This is a genomic window from Pseudoduganella namucuonensis, assembly GCF_900116645.1.
Taxonomy (GTDB): Bacteria; Pseudomonadota; Gammaproteobacteria; order Burkholderiales; family Burkholderiaceae_D; genus Rugamonas; species Rugamonas namucuonensis.
This window is the reverse complement of record NZ_FPBO01000007.1, coordinates 68,914-87,647: the sequence shown is the minus strand read 5'-3', so window position 1 is coordinate 87,647 and position 18,734 is coordinate 68,914. Positions and strand designations below refer to the sequence as shown.

The following is an 18,734-nucleotide window of genomic DNA, read 5'->3' as shown; positions in this document are numbered from 1 at the left end:
TTACACCGGCACCGATTTCTGCAGCTGCAGCACCAGGTCGCGGCTGGCCAGGGCCACGCCGTGCGCCGCCTTCACCGGCCGCAGCCGGTGCGCGCACACCGGCACCAGCACCGCCTGCACATCCTCCGGCATCACGTGGTCGCGGCCCTCCAGCGCGGCCCAGGCGCGCGCCGCCTGCAGCAGCGCCAGCGCCGCGCGCGGGCTTAGGCCCTCGGCGAAGGCGCCGTTCTGGCGCGAGGCCTGCGCCAGCGCTTGGATGTAGGTGATCAGCGCTGGCGAGGCGTGGATCTGGCGCAGGCTGGCCTGCGCCGCCGCCAGCTCGGCCGCCGTCATGGCCGGCGGCAGCGACTTGAGCAGCGCGCGCCGGTCCTCGCCCATCAGCAGCGCGCGCTCGGCGGCCGCGTCGGGATAGCCCAGCGACAAACACATCAGGAAGCGGTCCAGTTGCGACTCGGGCAGCGGGAAGGTGCCGACCTGGTGCGTGGGATTCTGCGTCGCTATCACGAAGAAAGGCTCGGGCAGGGGACGGGTCACGCCGTCGGCCGTCACCTGGCGCTCCTCCATCGCCTCCAAGAGGCCGGACTGGGTCTTCGGCGTGGCGCGGTTGATCTCGTCGGCCAGCAGCACCTGGGTGAAGATGGGGCCGGGATGGAACATGAAGCCGTTCTTCTCGCGCTCGTAGATCGAGATGCCCGCCACGTCGGCCGGCAGCAGGTCGCTGGTGAACTGGATGCGGTTGAAATTGAGGCCCTGCGAGATCGCCAGCGCGTGCGCCAGCGTGGTCTTGCCCACGCCCGGCACGTCCTCGACCAGCAGGTGTCCGCCGGCCAGCATGCAGGTCAGGGCCTGGCGCACCTGCACGTCCTTGCCGACGATGACCTGGCAGACCTGGGCTGCGACCGCGTGCAGTTTGGTGTACATGGTTTTTTGTTATTATCCAGTGAAGTGGTAGATTAGCGCCATCGGCACCTTGAAAACACGCCATGCCGGCCAGTATGGATTCTATGCGAGAACAAGCGCGGCGGCCATCCTGATAACGGCGGGATAGAAACGAGACATGAGCACAGCCATTTACACCCACCCCGATTGCCAGCGCCACGAAATGGGGGACTGGCATCCCGAGTCGCCCGCGCGCCTGCAGGCCATCGCCGACCAGCTCATCAACTCGCACATCGCGGACTTGCTGGAGCACCGCAGCGCGCCGCTGGCCCAGTTGTCCGACATCGAGCGCAACCACAGCCGCAACGCCATCGCCATCGTGCGCGACAACGTGCCGGCGGTGGGCGAGTACTACCCGATCGACGGCGACACCTCGCTCAACCGCTATAGCTGGCAGGCCGCGCTGCGCGCCGCCGGCGCGGCCGTGGCGGCGACCGACGCGGTGATCGACCGCGAGATCCAGAACGCCTTCTGCGCCATCCGCCCGCCCGGCCACCACGCGCGGCCCGGCGAGCCGATGGGCTTCTGCTTGTTCAACAACATCGCCATCGCCGCCAAGCACGCGCTCGACGTGCGCGGGCTGGGGCGCGTGGCCGTCGTCGATTTCGACGTCCACCACGGCAACGGCACCGAGGAGGCCCTGCTCGACGAGCCGCGCGCGCTGATGGTGAGCTTCTTCCAGCACCCGTTCTATCCCTACACCGAGTTGCGGCCGGACACGCCCAACCGCGTCAACGTGCCGGTGCCGAGGCATACCAAGGGGGAAGGCGTGCGCCAGTTGGTGATGGAGCGCTGGCTGCCCGCGCTGCACGCCTTCAAGCCGGAGATGATCTTCATCTCGGCTGGCTTCGACGCCCACCGCGAGGACGACATCGGCGGCATGGGGCTGGTGGAGGCCGACTACGCCTGGCTGACCGAGCAGGTGATGGCGGTGGCCAGGGAGCACGCGCAGGGCCGCATCGTCAGCTGCCTGGAGGGCGGTTACAACTTGTCCGCGCTGGGACGCAGCGTGGTCGCGCATGTGAAGGCGCTGGCGGAGATCTGAGCCGCGCCGCTTGCCATGGAGGTGAACGATGGCTATTCAACTGGACCATTTCATCGTGCCGTCCCACAACAAGGTGGCGTCGGCGCAGCGGCTGGCCGAGATCCTCGGCGTGCCGTGGGCGGAGACCGCGCTGGGGCCGTTCTCGCCGGTCTTCATCAATGACGGGCTGACCCTGGATTTCGTGGAGACGGCGGACTCCTATCCGGTGCACCACTACTGCTTCCGCGTCAGCCAGGACGAGTTCGACACCATCCTGGCGCGGCTCAAGGCGGAAGGTATTCCCTACCGCAGCGCAGTGCGCGGTCCGGACGACCGCCAGGTCAGCACGCAGTTCGGCGGCAACGGCGTGTACTGGAACGAGCCCGACGGCCACCAGTGGGAAATGCTGACGGTAAGCTACGCGCGGCAGACGGGATGACGCCGGCGTCGTCGCCGAGCCGTTGAGTCGTCGGAATCGCCGGAGTCGCTGAGCCGGCCGCTTGGCTGACTGCCTGATCGCCGGCTACGCCGCCGGCGTGGCCTGCCGCGCCAGCTGTGGTATCAGCCCGGCGGCGGCCTGCACCACGCCCGGCATCGCCGCCAGGATGGTGCGCGCGGCGTCTTCAAAGCCAGCGTCGTCGCCCGCGCGGGCGGCGCGTTCCGCCTGCTGGGCCAATTGTTGCATGGGCTGCGCGCCTATCGTTCCCGCCAGTCCCTTTAGCAGATGCAGCGCCGGCAGGGCGGCGGTGGCGTCGTCGTTGTCCAGCGCGGCGCGCAACTGGGCGCACAGCGTATCGGACTCGGCGTGGAAGTTCTTCAGCGCGATCAGGTAGACCTGCGCCAGGCCGCCCATGCGCGCAAGCGCGGAGGCGCTGTCGAGCACGATGGGCGCCGAGGCCGAGGCCGAGGCCGAGGCCGATGCGGATGGCGGCTCCGGCTCCGGCTCCGATGCCGGCCCCGGCCCCGACTCCGATGCGGATACAGCCGATGCGGCCGCTCCCGCCGATGGCGCCCCTGCCGCCGCCGGCCGCGAATCAACCGCCGCCCCGGGCCGCGCGGTATGCGCCAATATCACGCCCACCAATTGCGTCAAGTCGAACGGCTTACCCACATGGTCCACCATGCCGGCCGCCAGCGCGGCCTCGCGGTCGGACTGCATGGCGTTGGCCGTCATCGCGATGATGGGCGGCGCGCGCCTGCCCAGCCGCGCCAGGATGGCGCCGGCCGCCACATAGCCATCCATGTCCGGCATCTGGATATCCATCAGGATCACTTGCGGCGGCACGCCGACGCGTGCCACGGCGTCGATCGCGTCCTGCCCGCAAGGCGCCACCTCCACCAGGGCGCCCTCGCTCGCCAGCAGTTCGCGCGCCACCTGCTGGTTGGTGGGATTGTCCTCCACCAGCAGCACGCGCACGCCCTCCAGCCTGCGCCGCGACGGCGCCGCCACGGCCCGCAACGTCGCGTGCTGCCCCCCGCGCGCGTCCGCCACCGCGTCGAACAGCATGGACGCCGTGACCGGCTTGATCAGCACCCCGTCCAGCAAGGGGCCATGCTCCGCTTGTTTTTGCGCCAGCTGTTCCCGGTCGTGCGCGGTCACCATGATGATCAGCGGCGAGTGCTCGGTGGGCAGCAGCTCGCGGATCTGCAGGCTGGTTTCCCAGCCGTCCATCAGCGGCATGCGCCAATCGACCAGCAGCACGTCGTAGGGTTTGCCGGCGCTGCGCTGCATGACCATTCTCAGCGCGTCGAGGCCGTTGTCGGCCGTGTCCGCGCGCCAGCCGAAGGAGGCCGCCATGCCGGCCAGCACCTGCCGCGCGCTGGGATTGTCGTCCACCACCAGGCAGTCCAGGTCGCGCATTGGCGCCGGCCGCGCCGCCGCGGGCGCCGCATCCTTCGCGACAAGGAATTCCACCTCGAAGGAGAACACGCTGCCCGCGCCCGGCTCGCTGACCACGGCCAGCTCGCCGCCCATCAGCCGCACCAGGCGCTGACTGATGGCCAGGCCCAGGCCCGTGCCGCCGTAGCGGCGCGCGGTGGAGGCCTCGGCCTGCGAAAAGCCGTCGAAGATGTGCTCGCACTGCCCGGGCGCGATGCCGATGCCGGTGTCGCGGATGGCGAAGGCCACGCGCCGCGTCTCGCCGGCGCTCGACACCAGCCGCGCCGACAGCGCCACCTCGCCCCGCTCGGTGAACTTGATCGCGTTGCCGGTCAGGTTCAGCAACACCTGCTGCAAGCGCAGCGCGTCGCCCAGCATCGACCCGGGCAGCGCGGGATCGGTCTCGAACAGGATCTCGACCTGCTTGCCGCCCACATAGGCGGACAGGATCACCGACAGCTCGCGCAGCAGCTGGTCCAGGCTGAACGGATGCGCCTCCAGCGCCAGCTTGCCCGCCTCGACCTTGGAGAAATCGAGGATGTCGTTGAGCAGGCCGAGCAGGGCGCGCGCCGCCGATTCCGCCTTGACCGCGTAGTCGCGCTGGCGCGCGTCCAGCGCGGTCTGCTGCAACAGCTGCAGCATGCCCAGCACCGCGTTCATCGGCGTGCGGATCTCGTGGCTCATGTTGGCCACGAAGTTCGACTTGGCGCGGCCGGCCGCCAGCGCCTGGTCCTTGGCCTCCACCAGTTGCAGCATGATCTGTTCCTGCTTGCGCAACGCGTGGCGCGCGCCCAGCAGCAGCGCGGCGGACAGCGCCAACAGCACGCCCAGGAAGACGGCCGCGTTGCGCGCCTCGGCGCGCCAGGGCGTCAGGAAGTCGTCGCTGGACAGGGCCACCAGCACATACACCGGATACTCGCCGATGCGTTCCACGCTGACCACGCGCTGCAGGCCGTCGCGCACGCTGGTGGCCTTGTAGGTGGCCCGCTTGCTGCCGTTGGCCAGCACCGCCGCCGTCTGCGCCGACATGTTGACCTGGCTGCCGACCTTGATGTCCGGCACCTCCGGATAGCGGTGCAGCAGACGATGCCGGTCGTCCAGCAGCGAGATCGCGCCGTGCGGGCCGACGTGCATGGAGGCGATCACGTCGCTGATGGCGGCGGTGGTCATGTTGACGTAGGCCGTGCCGCCGAAGCGGCCGTCGGGCAGCGTCAGCGCCAACAATGCCGGCAGCACCCATTCGCCGCTGATGCGCGACTGCACCGGCACGCCGAACACCAGCTCGCGCTCGGTCGTCACGCGCTGGAAGAACTCGCGCCCGGTCATGCTTTGCAGTTTGGCGGGATCGATATCCTCGCCGTAGACCACCACGCCGTCGGCGTTCGCGCCGCGGATCGATCGCGCCTGCGGCACGCGCTCCTTCAGCGTGCGCAGATAGGCGCTGAAGGCCTCGTCGCTGAAGCGCTTCTCGTCGTGCAGGGTCTGGAATTCACGGGCGGCGCGGCGCAGAGTCAGTTCCACCTCGAGGAAGTGGGAGCGCAGGAAGTTTTCCAGCGCGATGGCCAGGTTGCGCGAGTTTTCCTCGGCGTTGGCGTAATAGCGTTCCCGGCTCTGGTTCAGCGTGTGCAGGACAAATCCCGTCACGACCACGAACACCACCATCACCGCCGCCACGAGCACGGCGAACAGCCTGCGCAACTTCTGCAAAGTGGTGAATCTCATGGGGGGTAGGTGCCTGCCGTCAAGGTGATAACACCTTAACATTGGCTGGCGCCGGTGTACACCCGGTCGCTGGATTGGTGTTGCAGGCTGGTAATGCCACCCCATTCCACATCACTTAATTGCCTATCGCTGGCTTAGCGACGCAATCTCCGCCTGTCCCAAGCGAAATTAAGACGCAAATGCCACATGGCGTAAAAGATTAACTCCCCTGCGCGAGAATGATGCCCGAGAATCGTGGCAGTGGCGTCGCGAAGAGTGACGTGAACGACCAGATTGCATCGTCCACGGCGTGGAGCTCGTTAACGAGAGAAAATGGATCCGGTCGCTGTGAATTGAAGTGGTAGCGGCGAAAACCAAGATCTAAGAGTGGGGAATTATTCTAGGAATTGCTATCACGTTCCGCTCTTGAGACAACGACTGAGCAACAATGATGCATATCAGGTGTGAGTGCTGTTATGGGCGGGAACCAGGTTATCTTGTTTGCTCCTAAATCTTTCAGAGTTCTGTTTGCTGCTGCCAATATTTTGTGATTTGCTTCCCAATTGGAGAGCAGCGCAGTCCCTGCGGGGCCAACCAACCATGCCTCAATAGTTCTCGTCTCATTGCTGGCTCCGCCTATATCAAAGTCGTAGGTGGTCCATTTAAGTTTGTCGCCCTCTTGGCTAGCTTTTGTATTTGGAACTATGCCCCCGGAAGGGTATCCACGAAGAATGTGCAATTGAAAACCTTCTGGTATCGCTTCTTTGCTTGTGACGACGACACGGATTTTTCCGTAGACTCGTTCATTGCTATGGGGGTATGTTATTTTAATTCCCAATTTTTGTATATTTCTTTGAGTAAGTAAACATGAAGATTTGGAATCTGTGAAGCTAATAGCAATTAATATTAAACCAATAACTGCTAGAGTAATTTGTCCCCATTGATCTGATATGGGTAGCCAAGAGTTGTAAGTTATGCCACCAGTAACACCCAGAAGGACAAATAGAACTCCAAAGATCAGGCACATCTTGGAATGAGATTTTATAATATCTCGAAGAATTTCTACGAATTTTTCCATATTGGATATATTTCTCTATTAGATGGGTTCAACGGTACTAAAGTTTTCGACGGTAATGCCACATGAAGATTAATATTGGCGTGCAATCTAATCGTTTCTCCGATGGCCGGGCGCACAGCTATGAAGTCCTGAAACGATGCGTCAAAAAGCCGTGAAGGCGGTGCGTGGAGATCAGCCCGTTACCCAAGTGGTAGCGGCATTTGGTCTGAATGTCCGAACGGCATAACATCTGGGAACACTCGCCGCAGCAATTTGAACTTTTATCGGCCTGTGGCCCCGTCCCTCGTCGGCGCCCTGATCGAGCGCAGTTCGGTAAGTCGCTGGCCTTATCTGCCGTTAGCCGCAGTATGCAACTGCTGGGCTTCACGGCGCAGAAGCCGTTGTGTCAGGCGTGGGCACATGACGCGGTTCTTGTACGCACACGGCTCTCGGCCGTCAGTCCGCACGGCGATTTTCGTTATATGATCTTTGAAGGTACCATTGACTCCAGCACCTTCATCACTTTTCTCAAGTGCCTCTTGACTGGAGAAAAAGCAACGCATTTTTCTTGTTGTCGGCCACGCCATCCATAAATCGGCCGCGTTGAAGGGTTCGTCCAAGAGCAAAATGGGGATGTAAAGTTGTTTTCATGTAATTCTGCTCGCTGCATTTGACCCTCAACGAACAAGCCTAGGCGCACGTTAAGCGCAAGGTGTAGCGCAAACTGGCAATCGACAAGACAGGCATAGAAATGCTTGGACATCGGCGCTTGGCGTAGCTTGCAAAAGCAACACGTGAGAGCAGCCGGCTGCTTCAAATAGAGTACCGATATATTAGTATGTGACTTTGCTTTGAGAAAGATTAGTAATCAGTCGGTCGTACCTGTGTGTGGATGAAGCTTTTCTAAATGCGTCAGAAGTCGGTTGCTCATTTGGGAGATGGAAATCCATGTAATGGTACCTGATACGAAAGCCCCCAATACCGGAATTGCTTTTGATAAGACACGTGAGAAGCTTTCCTTCGTCAATTTGACTCCGATCCACTTGGCGATACTCCTAGCTAGCCTGTAGAGCCCCCACTTCGTTAGGGCCTCCTTCGGAAGGCGCGTGGCAATTTGCTCGCTAAGCCGTTCACTGAGTTGGGCAAGTAGCTTTCCAGCACCAGTGGCGCCGAACATAACACCCACAAAGATTGTAAATATGTGAAGCGTTTCATCGTCTAGCTCCTCACCATTTATTAGCAACTCAGGCCAGCCGTGCAAATAAGCGAGTTTTTGTAAAACGACTGCAATATGCCAAAAGAACTGAGTGAGATCTGCCGGCATGGTTCCGGCCATCCACCATCCGCCAGGTAAGCCCGCAGCAAATGATGCGGCTGTTACACCTGAGCGATGCCATGAAATTGACGACTCCGCAATTCTGCGAATTGTAACAGCGGGTATTCCGGCTTGCGCTGGTGTTTTTGAAATTGCACTTTCAACAATTTCTAACGGAAAGTGCTTGGAAAATTCTTTATGGAGGAATGCTGTGCGATCGACTCGCGCACCGGGCATGGTGAGAGTTGCGCGAAGTACTCTGTTCCAAATGTCGCCCTTGTCGGCGGGTTCTGGCAGTTGTGCGCTCATTTTTTCTTCATGGTAAATTGTTTGTGGTGGCCTAAGAAAATAATGCTGTGGAAACGTGGAACTGCATTTATCCAAAATGAATATTCAATTCAGCGGAGCTGTTCGGCTTTCGTTCGCATCTGGAATTTAGGGGTGTCAGTTTGGCCGAGTTTCCAGACGCCGCGAGGATGTGATAAGAATCTGTCTTGCCACGAACCGTGCGAGGTCTATGTCAAAGTGCATGCGTTCCGCCTCTGCGGAGTATGGAAGCAAGAGTTCAACCTCACCATCTTCTGAATCGCCTTTCGTATGCACGATTTTGCAACGTATGTCGTAAATACGCTCAGCAGTCTGGTAAACCAAGTCAGCTTGTCTATTTTCCGGATTGACTAAACATGAGGTAACCCCTTTTGACTTTGTAAGAAAGTGGGTGGCGCGGTCTGGGTCAGCAGCAAGGAACGTCTTAATGTCTTCCTGCGAGATACATTCTTTTAACGTGGCACGAAGTTGATCTCGTTCAGAAGCATTACCGTGCCGCGACCCGCGCAAAGAGGCAATCACTTTCGCTATGTCGATATCATTTTCTATCCGGAACGAGGGATGTTTAAGAATTGCCCGAATTCTCTTACTCATGTCAGCGTTGTAATAGATCGGGTAATAGTACTCAATTACTTGATAGTAGGCTAAGAATTGAAGAAGGGGCATCCCTTCTGCCGATCTTGCATACCAGTAGAGCGCCATCGGGGCCTTGTCATATTCGTTCTTCGGATAGTTAAGGGTAGCCCTGCTTTGGTTTGCCACGCCGCGTCGACGAGAAGATGCATGGCGTAGAAGTGCGAAATGCAATTCTGCATTTACATCAATACCGAAAAACAGCGAATTGGAAACTTTTTCAAGTCCAGCCAAAGCGGCATCGTGTGTCGTTTGCTTTGATGTTTCGATGAAGAGGCTTACCCCGAGTTGGTCTCGAGATTGTGAGAGCATTTTTGCCATTTTTGTCGTCGGGCCAAATGACACCGTAGGTGCATTGGAATCGTCCGAGGGAAGCACGTTTTTGGAAATCAGACCGTTCGTTTCAGAAAGTCCCAAAGCTTTAAGAAGAGTTGTCCTGCGCAAGACTAGCGATTTAGTCTGGCTAGGTGCACTCAAGATGCCCTCAATCCTTCCGGATTTCCTATTTGCAATTGCAGCGAATCCGCCTAATAGAGTGAAGTCTTCAAACGCAATAGCTCCAAATTCTACTAAGTCGCTTTCGTCCCATAGGTAAATCGTCCGTGTGGCCCGCCCACAAGGGAAGTTGATGGTCAGGTCGACGGACACTTCTTCTTCATCAAAATCAGAATTGTCTTCATATTTGATCTTAGTCGCGTTAAGTCGATCTATTACCCGTTGATGTAATTCTATTATTTTTTCTTTTTCCATAAAAATTATCTTGAGTTACTGCATTGCGGCATAGAACAGTGAACTTTGGCTCGCGATGGTATCCATTCTCGCGCGGGCGAGCATGGCATATACCTAAATGTTAAAATAAAACGCACGCATTTTTGCCCATCCGAGTTGAGTTCGCGGTTAGAGACATCTTCGCTCTATGTTGTGGAAGCTATATGCGGCTGTTGCTTTACAGGATCCAGCGACGGTTTCGCCAAGTATGCTGCGAGTCTCTTGACAAGCTTCAAGCGGCTATCGGAAGTTTGCTCCACGAGCGGAATCAGCAGTTCTTCCCCTGCAGCGATTCGTGCGCCAACTACCCGGAGGATAGTTGCGACGTTCTGGATGGAACGATCCACAAAAGATCGTAAGGTAGAAATTTCAGAACACACCGCTGGATTCAGCGCGGCATGTCCAACATCAATCTCATTTCGAATAAGCGAAATGGGGATTATCTGGGATTCGATCTGTTTGTCATTAAAGCCGAGTGCGCGAAACTTCTTTCGCAAATCATCACGCGACGTTGGCGATATTAGCGCCTCAATAGACTTGCACAGATTTAGCAATACCTCAGCATGTACGGCATACGGGCTAAACTTGACCTGTTGCGGGGAAACTAAGCGAACTGCCTGCTGAAAGTAATGACAAGCAGCGACGTACCGTGCATATGATCCTTGGTCCTGTTTTGGGGCTCCAAGAGCCGAACGTATCGCGCCTATGCGCTCCTCCTCGGTGACTTGTGCGAAAGCAACACTGTAGCTTGCCGCCGGGTACATTGCCGAAAATTTTTGGCCGGCCAGCTCTCCATCCAGTTCAGTAATCTCATGGAAAACGCCGGAGTGCACTGAAAGAAATGATGTTAGCCGATCTGAAATCCAGTTGACCGTCGATTGAAAGTGAGCAAGAGAGGTGACCCGAGCTTCAAGCTCGACTTCGTTACCTGTGAGAGAAAACGGTCCATCTAGAAATGAGACCAAGAGGCTCGCCTCTGTTAGAAGCGGTGAGTTGATAATCCTCAGCTGACCCGTAATTCCATTGATTTCCATCTCAGCGGAAGTGCTAACAGTGGTTAGCGCGGCCCCTTCCTCACTCACCCCGAAGAAATCTGCAGGAGTTAGCTTTATTCTCATCACGAGCAACGCGGGCCAAGCAATCGCCGCATTGCTCCCATCGGCAAAGACAAGTTCACGGTTAAGTCGCCAAAGAAGAGCCATAGGGTTGTCTTAGTAATAAAATGGCTTGCAAACCAAATTTTGACGAAAATTCACCCAGGCCAGAGGTTTTCTGACGCTGGAAAACTTCAATTTGTGAATCTGAGTTCCTCGCTGATCCACAAGAATCAAATATTAGAACGCGCAAGCGAAATTGCCAAGAGGAAAATTATCAAACTAAAAAAAATTTCTTGAAACTATAGAAAATACCAAGTGGAAACAGATATGGCGACCTGCTGTGCTGAAAAGGTGATCTGTTGGAGCACATTCTCATTGCTGCAAATCTTCCCGTTCATCTGAACATGAGACGGAGCAACGCGCAATGAACCGAGGCTATTGCCCAACTGAAACCGTGTCGGCGATAGCGTCCTGAACCTGCGGAAATCCAGCATGATGGGATTCATCCAAACGCCTAGCTCACTCGTCAAGGCGTGTGCTTGAGGAACGGCCTGGTCACCTTCGACGTCGGCATTGGAGGACTATTGAAACTTGAAACTGCCTCACCGGACCGTGCTAATCTGTCCAGTGAGGAGAAGGTGGATCGCTTCGCTTACGCCTCGACCCGACGCGCGTTGGCGCTGGACCAGCGGTACAGCCCCACGACAACGGCCGCGCCCACCGCCAGCGAGATCAGCATGGTGGTGTGCTCGCCCAGGCCGTTGGCGATGGCCAGCGGCTCGCCCTCGCCGGACAGCACGATCAGCCCCGCCAGCGCCACGTTGAACAGGCTCTCGCCGACGATGAAGCCGGACATGATCAGCACGCCCAGCCGCTTGGCCACCTCGCCCCAGGTCTGGCTGCTGACGGCGCGCTCGAACAGGTAGCCGGCGAAGGCGCCCACCACCACCGGCGCGGTCACCACGCTGGGCAGGTAGATCGCCAGCCCCACGCCCAGCGGCGGCAGGCTGTAGCGGTTGTTGCTGGCCTTCTTCAGCATGAAGTTCACCACCACCAGGCCCAGGCCCAGCGCCGCGCCCCAGCCGATCAGGTGCCACGGCAGGTTGCCGCCGATGACGCCCTTGGCCAGCGTGGAGATCAAGGTGGCCTGCGGCGCGGCCAGCGGCTGCGACGAGATGGCCTGCAGGTTGGGCGCGCCGGCGAAGCCGTTGGCGCGGTTCAGCAGTTCCAGCACCGGCGGCACCACGCAGGAGCCGGCGAACACGCCGATCAGCAGCGCGACCTGCTGCTTCCACGGCGTCGCGTCGACCAACTGGCCGGTCTTCAAGTCCTGCAGGTTGTCGTTGCCGATCACGGCCACGGCCAGCACCACGGTGGTGACGAACAGCGCGTAGGCGATCAGCGCGTGCGCCACCTCCGGGCCCATGATGTGCTTGCCGACGGCGCCGACCGACAGCGCCGCGCCCAGCACGGTCAGGATGGCGATGCCGGACACCGGCGAGTTGGACGAGCCGATCAGGCCCGCCATGTAGCCGCACACGGCCGCGGCGAAGACGCCGGCGATCAGGATGTAGCCCACGCCCACCGCGATCAGCGCCGGCGCCACGCTGGACAGCACGCCGCCCTGCAGGAAGGTCGCCAGCAGCCAGCCGGCCGGCACCATGGCGAGCAGGGTCACCAGGCCGACCACGAAGATCGGCAGGTCCTGCTCGGTGCGCGGCAGCGCGCCGCCATTGGCCTTGGCCTTGCGCGAGGCCTCCATCGCCGACTTCAGGCCGCCGATGACGGGCTTGGCCAGGCCGGCCAGGGTCACGATGGCGGCCGCGCCGATGGCGCCCGCGCCTATCATGCGCACGTCGGTTTTCCACACCTTCAGCGCCCAGTCGGCGGCCGGCAGGTCGGCCATCGGCTGGGCGGCGGTCAGGATGGGCACCAGCACGCCCCAGGCGATCAGCAGGCCGGCCAGCATGGCGATGCCGACCGTGATGCCCATCAGGTGGCCGGCGCCGATCAGCGCCAGCGAGCTGGCCGCGCCGATGCCGGTGGCGCCGTTGCCGGCGCGGAAATAGACCGCCATTTCACCGGCCATCAGCTTGACGGCGGCGCCGGCGGCGAACAGCGCGGAGGCCACGCTGCCCAGGATCACGGCCATCAGGCCGGCCTTGCCCTCCAGCGCGCCGGCGCGCGACGAGGTGCCCACCTTCAGCACCTCGGCGGCGGCCACGCCCTCGGGGTAGGGCAGGTCCGAGGTGGTCACCAGCGCGCGCCGCAGCGGCACCGTGTACATCACCCCCAGCACGCCGCCGATGGCGCAGGCGCCGAAGGTCGGCCAGAAGGGCACGTTGGCCCACCAGCCTATCATCAGCAGGCCGGGCAGCACGAAGATCACCGACGCCAGCGTGCCGGCCGCCGAGGCGATGGTCTGCACGATGTTGTTTTCCTGGATGGTGGCGTTCCTGAACGCGCTCAGCAGCGCCATCGAGATCACCGCCGCCGGGATCGAGGTGGCGAAGGTCAGGCCCACCTTCAGGCCCAGGTAGACCTGCGCGGCCGTGAACACCAGGGTGATCAGGATCCCCAGGATCACGCCGCGCAGCGTGATTTCGCCGGGCGTCGCCGCTTCGGACGCGGAAGTTTTATTCATCCCTTGTTACTCCCTGTATATAGAAATGTTTATAAATTAGAAAAGATTCTGTGCGTGATGATAGCCGAGCCGGGCGCAAACGGATACAGGCACGAGGGGAGCGGGTAAAATAGAGGATTTGACGCAGTAATCAGCTAGCAAAGAGAAGGCAAACGCATGGCAATCCAATGGTTCCCCGGGCACATGAACGCCGCCAAGAAGAAGGCGGCCGAGCAGATGGAAAATACCGACCTGGTGATCGAGGTGGTCGACGCGCGCCTGCCCGAAGCGAGCTGCAATCCCATGGTCGACGAGCTGCGCAAGTTCCGCCAGCGCCCCTGCCTGAAGATCCTCAACAAGATCGACCTGGCCGACCCGGCCGCCACCGCCGCCTGGGTCGAGTACTACGACGCGCAGGAGGGCGTGACCGCCTACGCCATGACGACCAAGAAGCCGGGCGACGTGGCGCGCATCCCGGACATGGCCAAGGCCCTGGCGCCGCACCGCGGCGTGCCGACCAAGCCGTTGCGCATCATGATCATGGGCATACCCAACGTCGGCAAATCGACGCTGATGAACGCGCTGCTGAAAAAGCGCGTGGCCAAGGTGGGCGACGAGCCGGCCGTCACCAAGACGCAGCAAAAGCTCTACCTGGACAAGAACACGGTGCTGGTCGACACGCCCGGCATGCTGTGGCCGAAAATCGCCATGCCGAGCGATGGCCTGATGCTGGCGGCCAGCCACGCGATCGGCTCGAACGCGCTGATCGAGGAGGAGGTGGCCGAGTTCCTGGCCATTGAATTGCTGAAGCGCTATCCGGAGCTGCTGGTGGCCCGCTACGGCTTCAAGGAGATCGACAAGCTGGACGGCATCGGCGTGGTCGAGGGCATCGCGGCGCGGCGCGGCTTCCGCCAGCGCGGCGGCGACCTGGACTTCGAAAAGGCGTCGCACACCTTCCTGCAGGACTACCGCAGCGGCGCGCTGGGCCGCATCTCGCTGGAGACCCCGGCCACCCGCGCCGCCGCGCTGGCCGCGTTCGGCGAGGAGCAGCGCGTCAAGGCCGAGGCCGCGGCCGCCAAGGCCGCCGCCAAGGAAGCCGAGCGCATGAAGGGCAAGCGCGGCACCTGATCACGCGGCCAAACCAGAAGCTGGAACGTAGGGCGGAGTCCTACTCCGCCGGATATGCGCAGGCCCGCACGCATCCGGCGGAGTAGGACTCCGCCCTACTTTTTTTTGCGCCGCTGGTCAGCCGAAGCGGAAGCTGGAAACGGCCAGGCCGCCCATGAAGTCGTCCTCGTGGTACACATTGGCCGCCGCGTCCCCCTCGGCCGCGCCCAGCGCCACCATCAACGGCAGCAAATGCTCCTCGCGCGGATGCGCCAGCCTCGCGGCGGGCGCGCGTTCCCAGTCCAGCAGCCGCGCCGTGCGCTCGGCCGGCGGCAGCGCCATCGCTTCCCTCAGCCACGCGTCGAACCGGTGCGAGGCCGCCGCGCCCGCCGCGCCGAATTGGCGCAGGTTGTGGTAGCTCAGCCCGCTGCCGACGATCAGCACGCCCTCCCGCCGCAGCGGCGCCAGCGCCCGTCCCATGGCCAGGTGTTCCGCCGCGTCCAGCCCCCGCTTGAGCGACAGCTGCACGATGGGCACGTCCGCCTCCGGATAGATGGGTTTCATGGCGGAGAAGGTGCCGTGGTCGTAGCCGCGCCCGGCGTCCAGTTCCGCCGCGATGCCGGCCCCGGCGAGCAAGGCCTGCACCCGCGCGGCCACCCCGGGCGAGCCCGGCGCGGGGTACTGGATGCGGTAGGTGTAGTCGGGGAAGCCGCCGTAGTCGTAAATCATGCCCGGCGCGGCGCCCGAGGAGATGCGCGGCGGCGACGCTTCCCAGTGCGCCGTCACCACCAGCACGGCCTTGGGCGTGGCGCCCAACTGGCGCGGCATGTCCTCCAGCGCGGCTTTCAGCGCGTCGTAGCGCGTGCCGTGTAGCTCCAGCATCCACGGCCAGGGGCCGCCGCCGTGCGAAACGAAATAAGTGGGTAGTTGATGCTCGCTCATGGTGTGCTCCGGTTTTCGATGCTCCCACTATAGCCTTGCGCCACCCGTGCATCAATCGCACAAATATTGATGCATCATTCAGGATTTGTTAATGATGATGAAGGCGTACAGGCGCGCCGCGCGATACCAGGCGAGCAGGGCGGCGATGATCTGCGTCAGCAGCAAGGCCAGCAGGAAGCCGGGCAAGTCCACGCGCGGCAGATGCAGGCGCGCCAGTCCCAGCAGCGCGGCGCCGGCCAGCGCGACGGCGCCCAGCGCCGCGTAGCTGCCGAACATGGCCAGCGGCCGCGCCCTCAGCAGGCCCAATCCCAGCCACCACGCCCGCACCGCCGACGTGCGGCGCCGGTCCAGCGCCAGGGCGGCGCGGCCGGCCTCCAGCGTCACGCACGCGAAGGCCAGCAGCAGGGCCGCGGCGGCGGCGGCGGCCCAGCGCAGGTGGCGTCCGTCGGTCGGCGTGGCGTCGCGGTGCCAGGTCGCGCCGGCCCATGTCCTCAGGGCGTCGCCCGCCAGCCAGGCCGCCAGCAGCACCACGCCGGACCACAGCAGCATGCGGAACATGCGCGGGTATTCGTCCACCGCGCCGGCCAGCAGTTCGCGGAACGTGAGCGGGATGTCCGCGCCGGCGCCTTCCCTGTAGGCGCCGCGCGCGGCGGTGACCACCGCCCCGGTCAGCAGCGGCGACAGCAGCAGCGCCAGCGCGGCGGCCACCGTGGCCGCCACCTGGAACGCCAGCGCGTGCCGGTCCAGCACCGCCATCAGGTCCGACAAGGCGAGCAAGTCCAGCGCCTGCGCCAGCGCGGCCGAGTGCGCCGTGTAATCGAGCCGCTGCCCCAGCAGCTTCCAGGCGGGCAGCGCCAGCACCAGCGTGGGCAGCAGCGGCGCGGCGGCCAGCAGCGCCAGCAGGCGCCAGCGCAGCGCGCCGCGCGCGGCGTCCAGGCAAAGCCGGATCAGTCGCTTCATTTCGCCTGCCTCATATCAGCGCCGCCAAGGTCAGCAGCAGTTGCGCGACGGCCGCGAAGTCGAAGGTCCAGCGGCGCGAGGCGCGGGCGTCGGCCTTCACGGTGCGGCTGTCGTCGAGCTTGTTGGCGTCCAGCAGATGGCGGCGTTCCGGATCGAGTTCCGCCGACACCGCCTTCACCGGCTTCAGCCACACGTAGCGCTGCCAGCGCTCGCCGTGAAGAGCGTCCCAGCGCACGGTCTCGCTGCTGCCGTCGGCGAAGCGCACCAGCAGCGTCTGCGGCACGGCCACGCCATAGCGCCGCAGCAGCACCTCCGTGCGGAAGGGGAAGGGTCCGGCCCTGGCCCCGGCCTTGGCGTCGCCATTCGCGTCGGCATGCTCCTTGCGCCAGCGCTCGCGCATGGCCTCCACCCGCTGCTCGACCTGCTCCCGCGTCAGCTCGACGCGCTTGCCGTCGACCACCTGGCTGCCCGGCTGCGGCAGCACTTCCTCGCTGATGATGGCCTGCACCCGGTCGTCCACCTTGCCGGTGGCGTACACCTGCTGCGCGAAGACGCGCTCGACCTGCTGGCGCTGGCCGCTGCCGTCGGCCAGCGCCTCGCGCAGGTCCGCCACGCTGGGATGGCGGAAGCGCCAGCGCCGGTAGTATTCCTTGAAGCCGCTTTCCAGCGCCGCCTTGCCCAGCTGCGCCTCGAGGTCGTGCATCAGGATGGCGCTGCGGCTGTAGGCGGGGCCGATGCCCTGCAGTCGGCCGAAGGCGTTCTGTCCGGCCGGGTCGGCCGGACTCTCGCGCACCGCGCCCAGGCGTTCGAAATGGAAGGCGTCGAAGGCGGGCGACACGCCGGCCCACCGCAGCCAGGCGGGCGCCGGATGCATCAACTGCCCGCGCTGGCGCGCCATGCGCAGGTTCCAGAACTGGTTCAGTCCCTCGTCCAGCATCGGTTCCTCGAACTCGTTGGACGCCAGGATGCCCTGGAAATAGCCGTGGCCGAACTCGTGGATGTTCACCATGTCGAGGTCGAAGGCGGCCTCCGTGTCCGGCGGCACCCGCTCGTAGCCGAAGGCCGTGTACAGGGTGGGGTACTCCATGCCCGCCGCCCGCGCGGTGTTGTGCGGCGGCAGCACGATGGTCAGCGTCTTGTAGGGATAGGGACCCAGCGTCGCCGTGTAATAGCTGAGGGCGTCCTGCGCGGCCTTCAGCGACGGCGCCGCGCTGGCCGCGTACTCCGGCGTGTACAGCACGCGGATGGCGACGGGCGCCTGGGCTTCGCCCTTGGCCGCTCCGTCCGCCGGGCCGCGCCATGTGGCAGTCAGCGGGGCGGCGAAGCGCTTGTCGGCGGTCCAGGCGAAATCATGCACGTCGCCCTGCACGTAGTGGTGGGTCAGCATGCCGTTCTTTTCCACCGGCGCGCCCTGCAGCTCGCCGGTGGCGCCCACGGTGTAGTCCTTGGGCACCGTCAGTTTCACGTCGTAGTGGCCGAAGTCCGCGTAGAACTCGGACTCGGCGTGGTACTCGTGCACATTCCAGCGCTCCCTGGTGGCGCCCCGTTCGCCGGGCAGCTCCAGCACGCCGATCTTGGGGAACCATTGCGCCACCATGTGGAAACTGCCGTGGTGGCCGCTGCGCGCGACCACGCGCGGCAGCTGGCTGAGGAAGGCGATGTCCAGCGTGGTCGTGCCGCCCGCCGCCACCGGGCGCGGCAGGTCGAAGCGCACCACGGTGTGGTCGCTTTCCGGGCCGTCGTCCGGCTGCACGAAGGACCAGGCCACCCTGGCGCCGTCCTGCGTCACGCTGCGCAGTTCGGTGCGGCCCCAGCCGCCGTCCGCGGCGCCGCCGAACATGGTGTCGCCGCCGCGGTTGCGGTGCTCGGTGAAGAAGGTGGTGTTGGCGTGTTCGAAGGCGTTCAGGTACAGGTGCAGGTAGACCGTGCCGACGGCGCGCTGGCCGCGGTTGCGCCAGGTGAGCTGTTCCCGCCCGTCTATGGTGTGCCGCACCGGGTCCAGCGTGGCCTCGATGCGGTAGTCGGCCACGCGGTCGGACAGCGTGGCCTCCCGGCCGGTGCGCGGTCCGCCCCAGGCGTTCGGCGCGCTCGGCGTTTGCACGGCGGCGGCGTGCGCCGGCGCGAACGGGATGCCCGTGTCCGTGTAGGGCTCGGGCACCGACACCACCAGCGCCTGCGCCAGCAGCACACCATGCAGCGCCAACGCCGCGGCGGAGGCGGCGAGCAGCTTGCGTAGGGTGTGTGTTTTCATGTGAGGGGACGGGGATGGCTGTACCGCAGCCACTATAACCAATGGGTGGACAATCCGCCAACTTCCAAGCGCCCGGCGCTTAAATTCGCCTTAAAATCCCCGCCCGCGGGG

At 63.0% G+C, this 18,734-nt stretch carries 13 protein-coding genes; 3 read left to right on the top strand and 10 right to left on the bottom strand.

The window, feature by feature from the left end; translation table 11 throughout:
• The gene (locus BM436_RS09690) at window positions 1-921 is read right to left on the bottom strand and encodes an AAA family ATPase (protein WP_093555309.1); all 921 of its coding nucleotides are present in this window, start codon (window positions 919-921) and stop codon (window positions 1-3) included.
• A gap of 136 nt (window positions 922-1,057) precedes the next feature.
• Here BM436_RS09690 and BM436_RS09685 point away from each other — a divergent pair, with 136 nt between their 5' ends.
• Entirely contained in the window at window positions 1,058-1,984 is a 927-nt protein-coding gene (locus tag BM436_RS09685; RefSeq protein ID WP_093555308.1) for a histone deacetylase family protein, read from the top strand.
• A gap of 28 nt (window positions 1,985-2,012) precedes the next feature.
• Complete coding sequence (locus tag BM436_RS09680; RefSeq protein ID WP_093555307.1) at window positions 2,013-2,402, top strand: VOC family protein; 390 nt, start codon at window positions 2,013-2,015, stop codon at window positions 2,400-2,402.
• Between the two features lie 84 nt (window positions 2,403-2,486).
• Here the strand turns inward: BM436_RS09680 and BM436_RS09675 are convergent, their stop codons facing one another.
• From BM436_RS09675 to BM436_RS09670, 6 genes are all read right to left on the bottom strand, one after another.
• A complete protein-coding gene (locus tag BM436_RS09675; RefSeq protein WP_093555306.1) occupies window positions 2,487-5,564 on the bottom strand; it encodes a hybrid sensor histidine kinase/response regulator in 3,078 nt (1,025 codons plus the stop codon).
• A gap of 379 nt (window positions 5,565-5,943) precedes the next feature.
• Window positions 5,944-6,621 carry a hypothetical protein gene (locus tag BM436_RS36105; protein WP_143133050.1) on the bottom strand — a complete coding sequence of 226 codons (678 nt, stop codon included), beginning with the start codon at window positions 6,619-6,621 and terminating at the stop codon, window positions 5,944-5,946.
• 847 nt (window positions 6,622-7,468) lie between these two features.
• Complete coding sequence (locus tag BM436_RS36100; RefSeq protein WP_143133048.1) at window positions 7,469-8,224, bottom strand: hypothetical protein; 756 nt, start codon at window positions 8,222-8,224, stop codon at window positions 7,469-7,471.
• Between the two features lie 135 nt (window positions 8,225-8,359).
• Window positions 8,360-9,625 (bottom strand): hypothetical protein, encoded by a 1,266-nt coding sequence (locus BM436_RS36095; protein ID WP_143133046.1) that lies wholly within the window; start codon window positions 9,623-9,625, stop codon window positions 8,360-8,362.
• Between the two features lie 164 nt (window positions 9,626-9,789).
• Entirely contained in the window at window positions 9,790-10,845 is a 1,056-nt protein-coding gene (locus BM436_RS36090; RefSeq protein WP_143133044.1) for a hypothetical protein, read from the bottom strand.
• 547 nt (window positions 10,846-11,392) lie between these two features.
• Window positions 11,393-13,384: an OPT family oligopeptide transporter gene (locus BM436_RS09670; RefSeq protein WP_093555305.1), complete on the bottom strand. Its 1,992-nt coding sequence runs from the start codon at window positions 13,382-13,384 to the stop codon at window positions 11,393-11,395.
• Between the two features lie 156 nt (window positions 13,385-13,540).
• On the opposite strand from BM436_RS09670, the gene ylqF reads away from it, so the two are divergent.
• Window positions 13,541-14,491, top strand: coding sequence for a ribosome biogenesis GTPase YlqF (ylqF, locus tag BM436_RS09665; RefSeq protein WP_093555304.1), 951 nt, complete (start codon window positions 13,541-13,543; stop codon window positions 14,489-14,491).
• Window positions 14,492-14,608: 117 nt separating this feature from the next.
• On the opposite strand, the gene BM436_RS09660 is transcribed toward ylqF, so the two are convergent.
• The 3 genes from BM436_RS09660 to BM436_RS09650 all read right to left on the bottom strand — a co-directional run bounded on the left by BM436_RS09660 (window position 14,609) and on the right by BM436_RS09650 (window position 18,623).
• Window positions 14,609-15,412, bottom strand: coding sequence for a DODA-type extradiol aromatic ring-opening family dioxygenase (locus tag BM436_RS09660; protein WP_093555303.1), 804 nt, complete (start codon window positions 15,410-15,412; stop codon window positions 14,609-14,611).
• Between the two features lie 78 nt (window positions 15,413-15,490).
• The gene (locus tag BM436_RS09655; protein WP_093555302.1) at window positions 15,491-16,372 is read right to left on the bottom strand and encodes a hypothetical protein; all 882 of its coding nucleotides are present in this window, start codon (window positions 16,370-16,372) and stop codon (window positions 15,491-15,493) included.
• Window positions 16,373-16,382: 10 nt separating this feature from the next.
• Window positions 16,383-18,623 carry a M1 family metallopeptidase gene (locus BM436_RS09650; RefSeq protein ID WP_093555301.1) on the bottom strand — a complete coding sequence of 747 codons (2,241 nt, stop codon included), beginning with the start codon at window positions 18,621-18,623 and terminating at the stop codon, window positions 16,383-16,385.
• Between the last annotated feature and the right edge of the window lie 111 nt (window positions 18,624-18,734).

Bases quoted from the DNA above. Each gene is read 5' to 3' on its own strand.
- BM436_RS09690 (WP_093555309.1), bottom strand. From the start codon at position 921: ATGTACACCAAACTGCACGCGGTCGCAGCCCAGGTCTGCCAGGTCATC.
- BM436_RS09685 (WP_093555308.1), top strand. From the start codon at position 1,058: ATGAGCACAGCCATTTACACCCACCCCGATTGCCAGCGCCACGAAATG.
- BM436_RS09680 (WP_093555307.1), top strand. From the start codon at position 2,013: ATGGCTATTCAACTGGACCATTTCATCGTGCCGTCCCACAACAAGGTG.
- BM436_RS09675 (WP_093555306.1), bottom strand. From the start codon at position 5,564: ATGAGATTCACCACTTTGCAGAAGTTGCGCAGGCTGTTCGCCGTGCTC.
- BM436_RS36105 (WP_143133050.1), bottom strand. From the start codon at position 6,621: ATGGAAAAATTCGTAGAAATTCTTCGAGATATTATAAAATCTCATTCC.
- BM436_RS36100 (WP_143133048.1), bottom strand. From the start codon at position 8,224: ATGAGCGCACAACTGCCAGAACCCGCCGACAAGGGCGACATTTGGAAC.
- BM436_RS36095 (WP_143133046.1), bottom strand. From the start codon at position 9,625: ATGGAAAAAGAAAAAATAATAGAATTACATCAACGGGTAATAGATCGA.
- BM436_RS36090 (WP_143133044.1), bottom strand. From the start codon at position 10,845: ATGGCTCTTCTTTGGCGACTTAACCGTGAACTTGTCTTTGCCGATGGG.
- BM436_RS09670 (WP_093555305.1), bottom strand. From the start codon at position 13,384: ATGAATAAAACTTCCGCGTCCGAAGCGGCGACGCCCGGCGAAATCACG.
- ylqF (WP_093555304.1), top strand. From the start codon at position 13,541: ATGGCAATCCAATGGTTCCCCGGGCACATGAACGCCGCCAAGAAGAAG.
- BM436_RS09660 (WP_093555303.1), bottom strand. From the start codon at position 15,412: ATGAGCGAGCATCAACTACCCACTTATTTCGTTTCGCACGGCGGCGGC.
- BM436_RS09655 (WP_093555302.1), bottom strand. From the start codon at position 16,372: ATGAAGCGACTGATCCGGCTTTGCCTGGACGCCGCGCGCGGCGCGCTG.
- BM436_RS09650 (WP_093555301.1), bottom strand. From the start codon at position 18,623: ATGAAAACACACACCCTACGCAAGCTGCTCGCCGCCTCCGCCGCGGCG.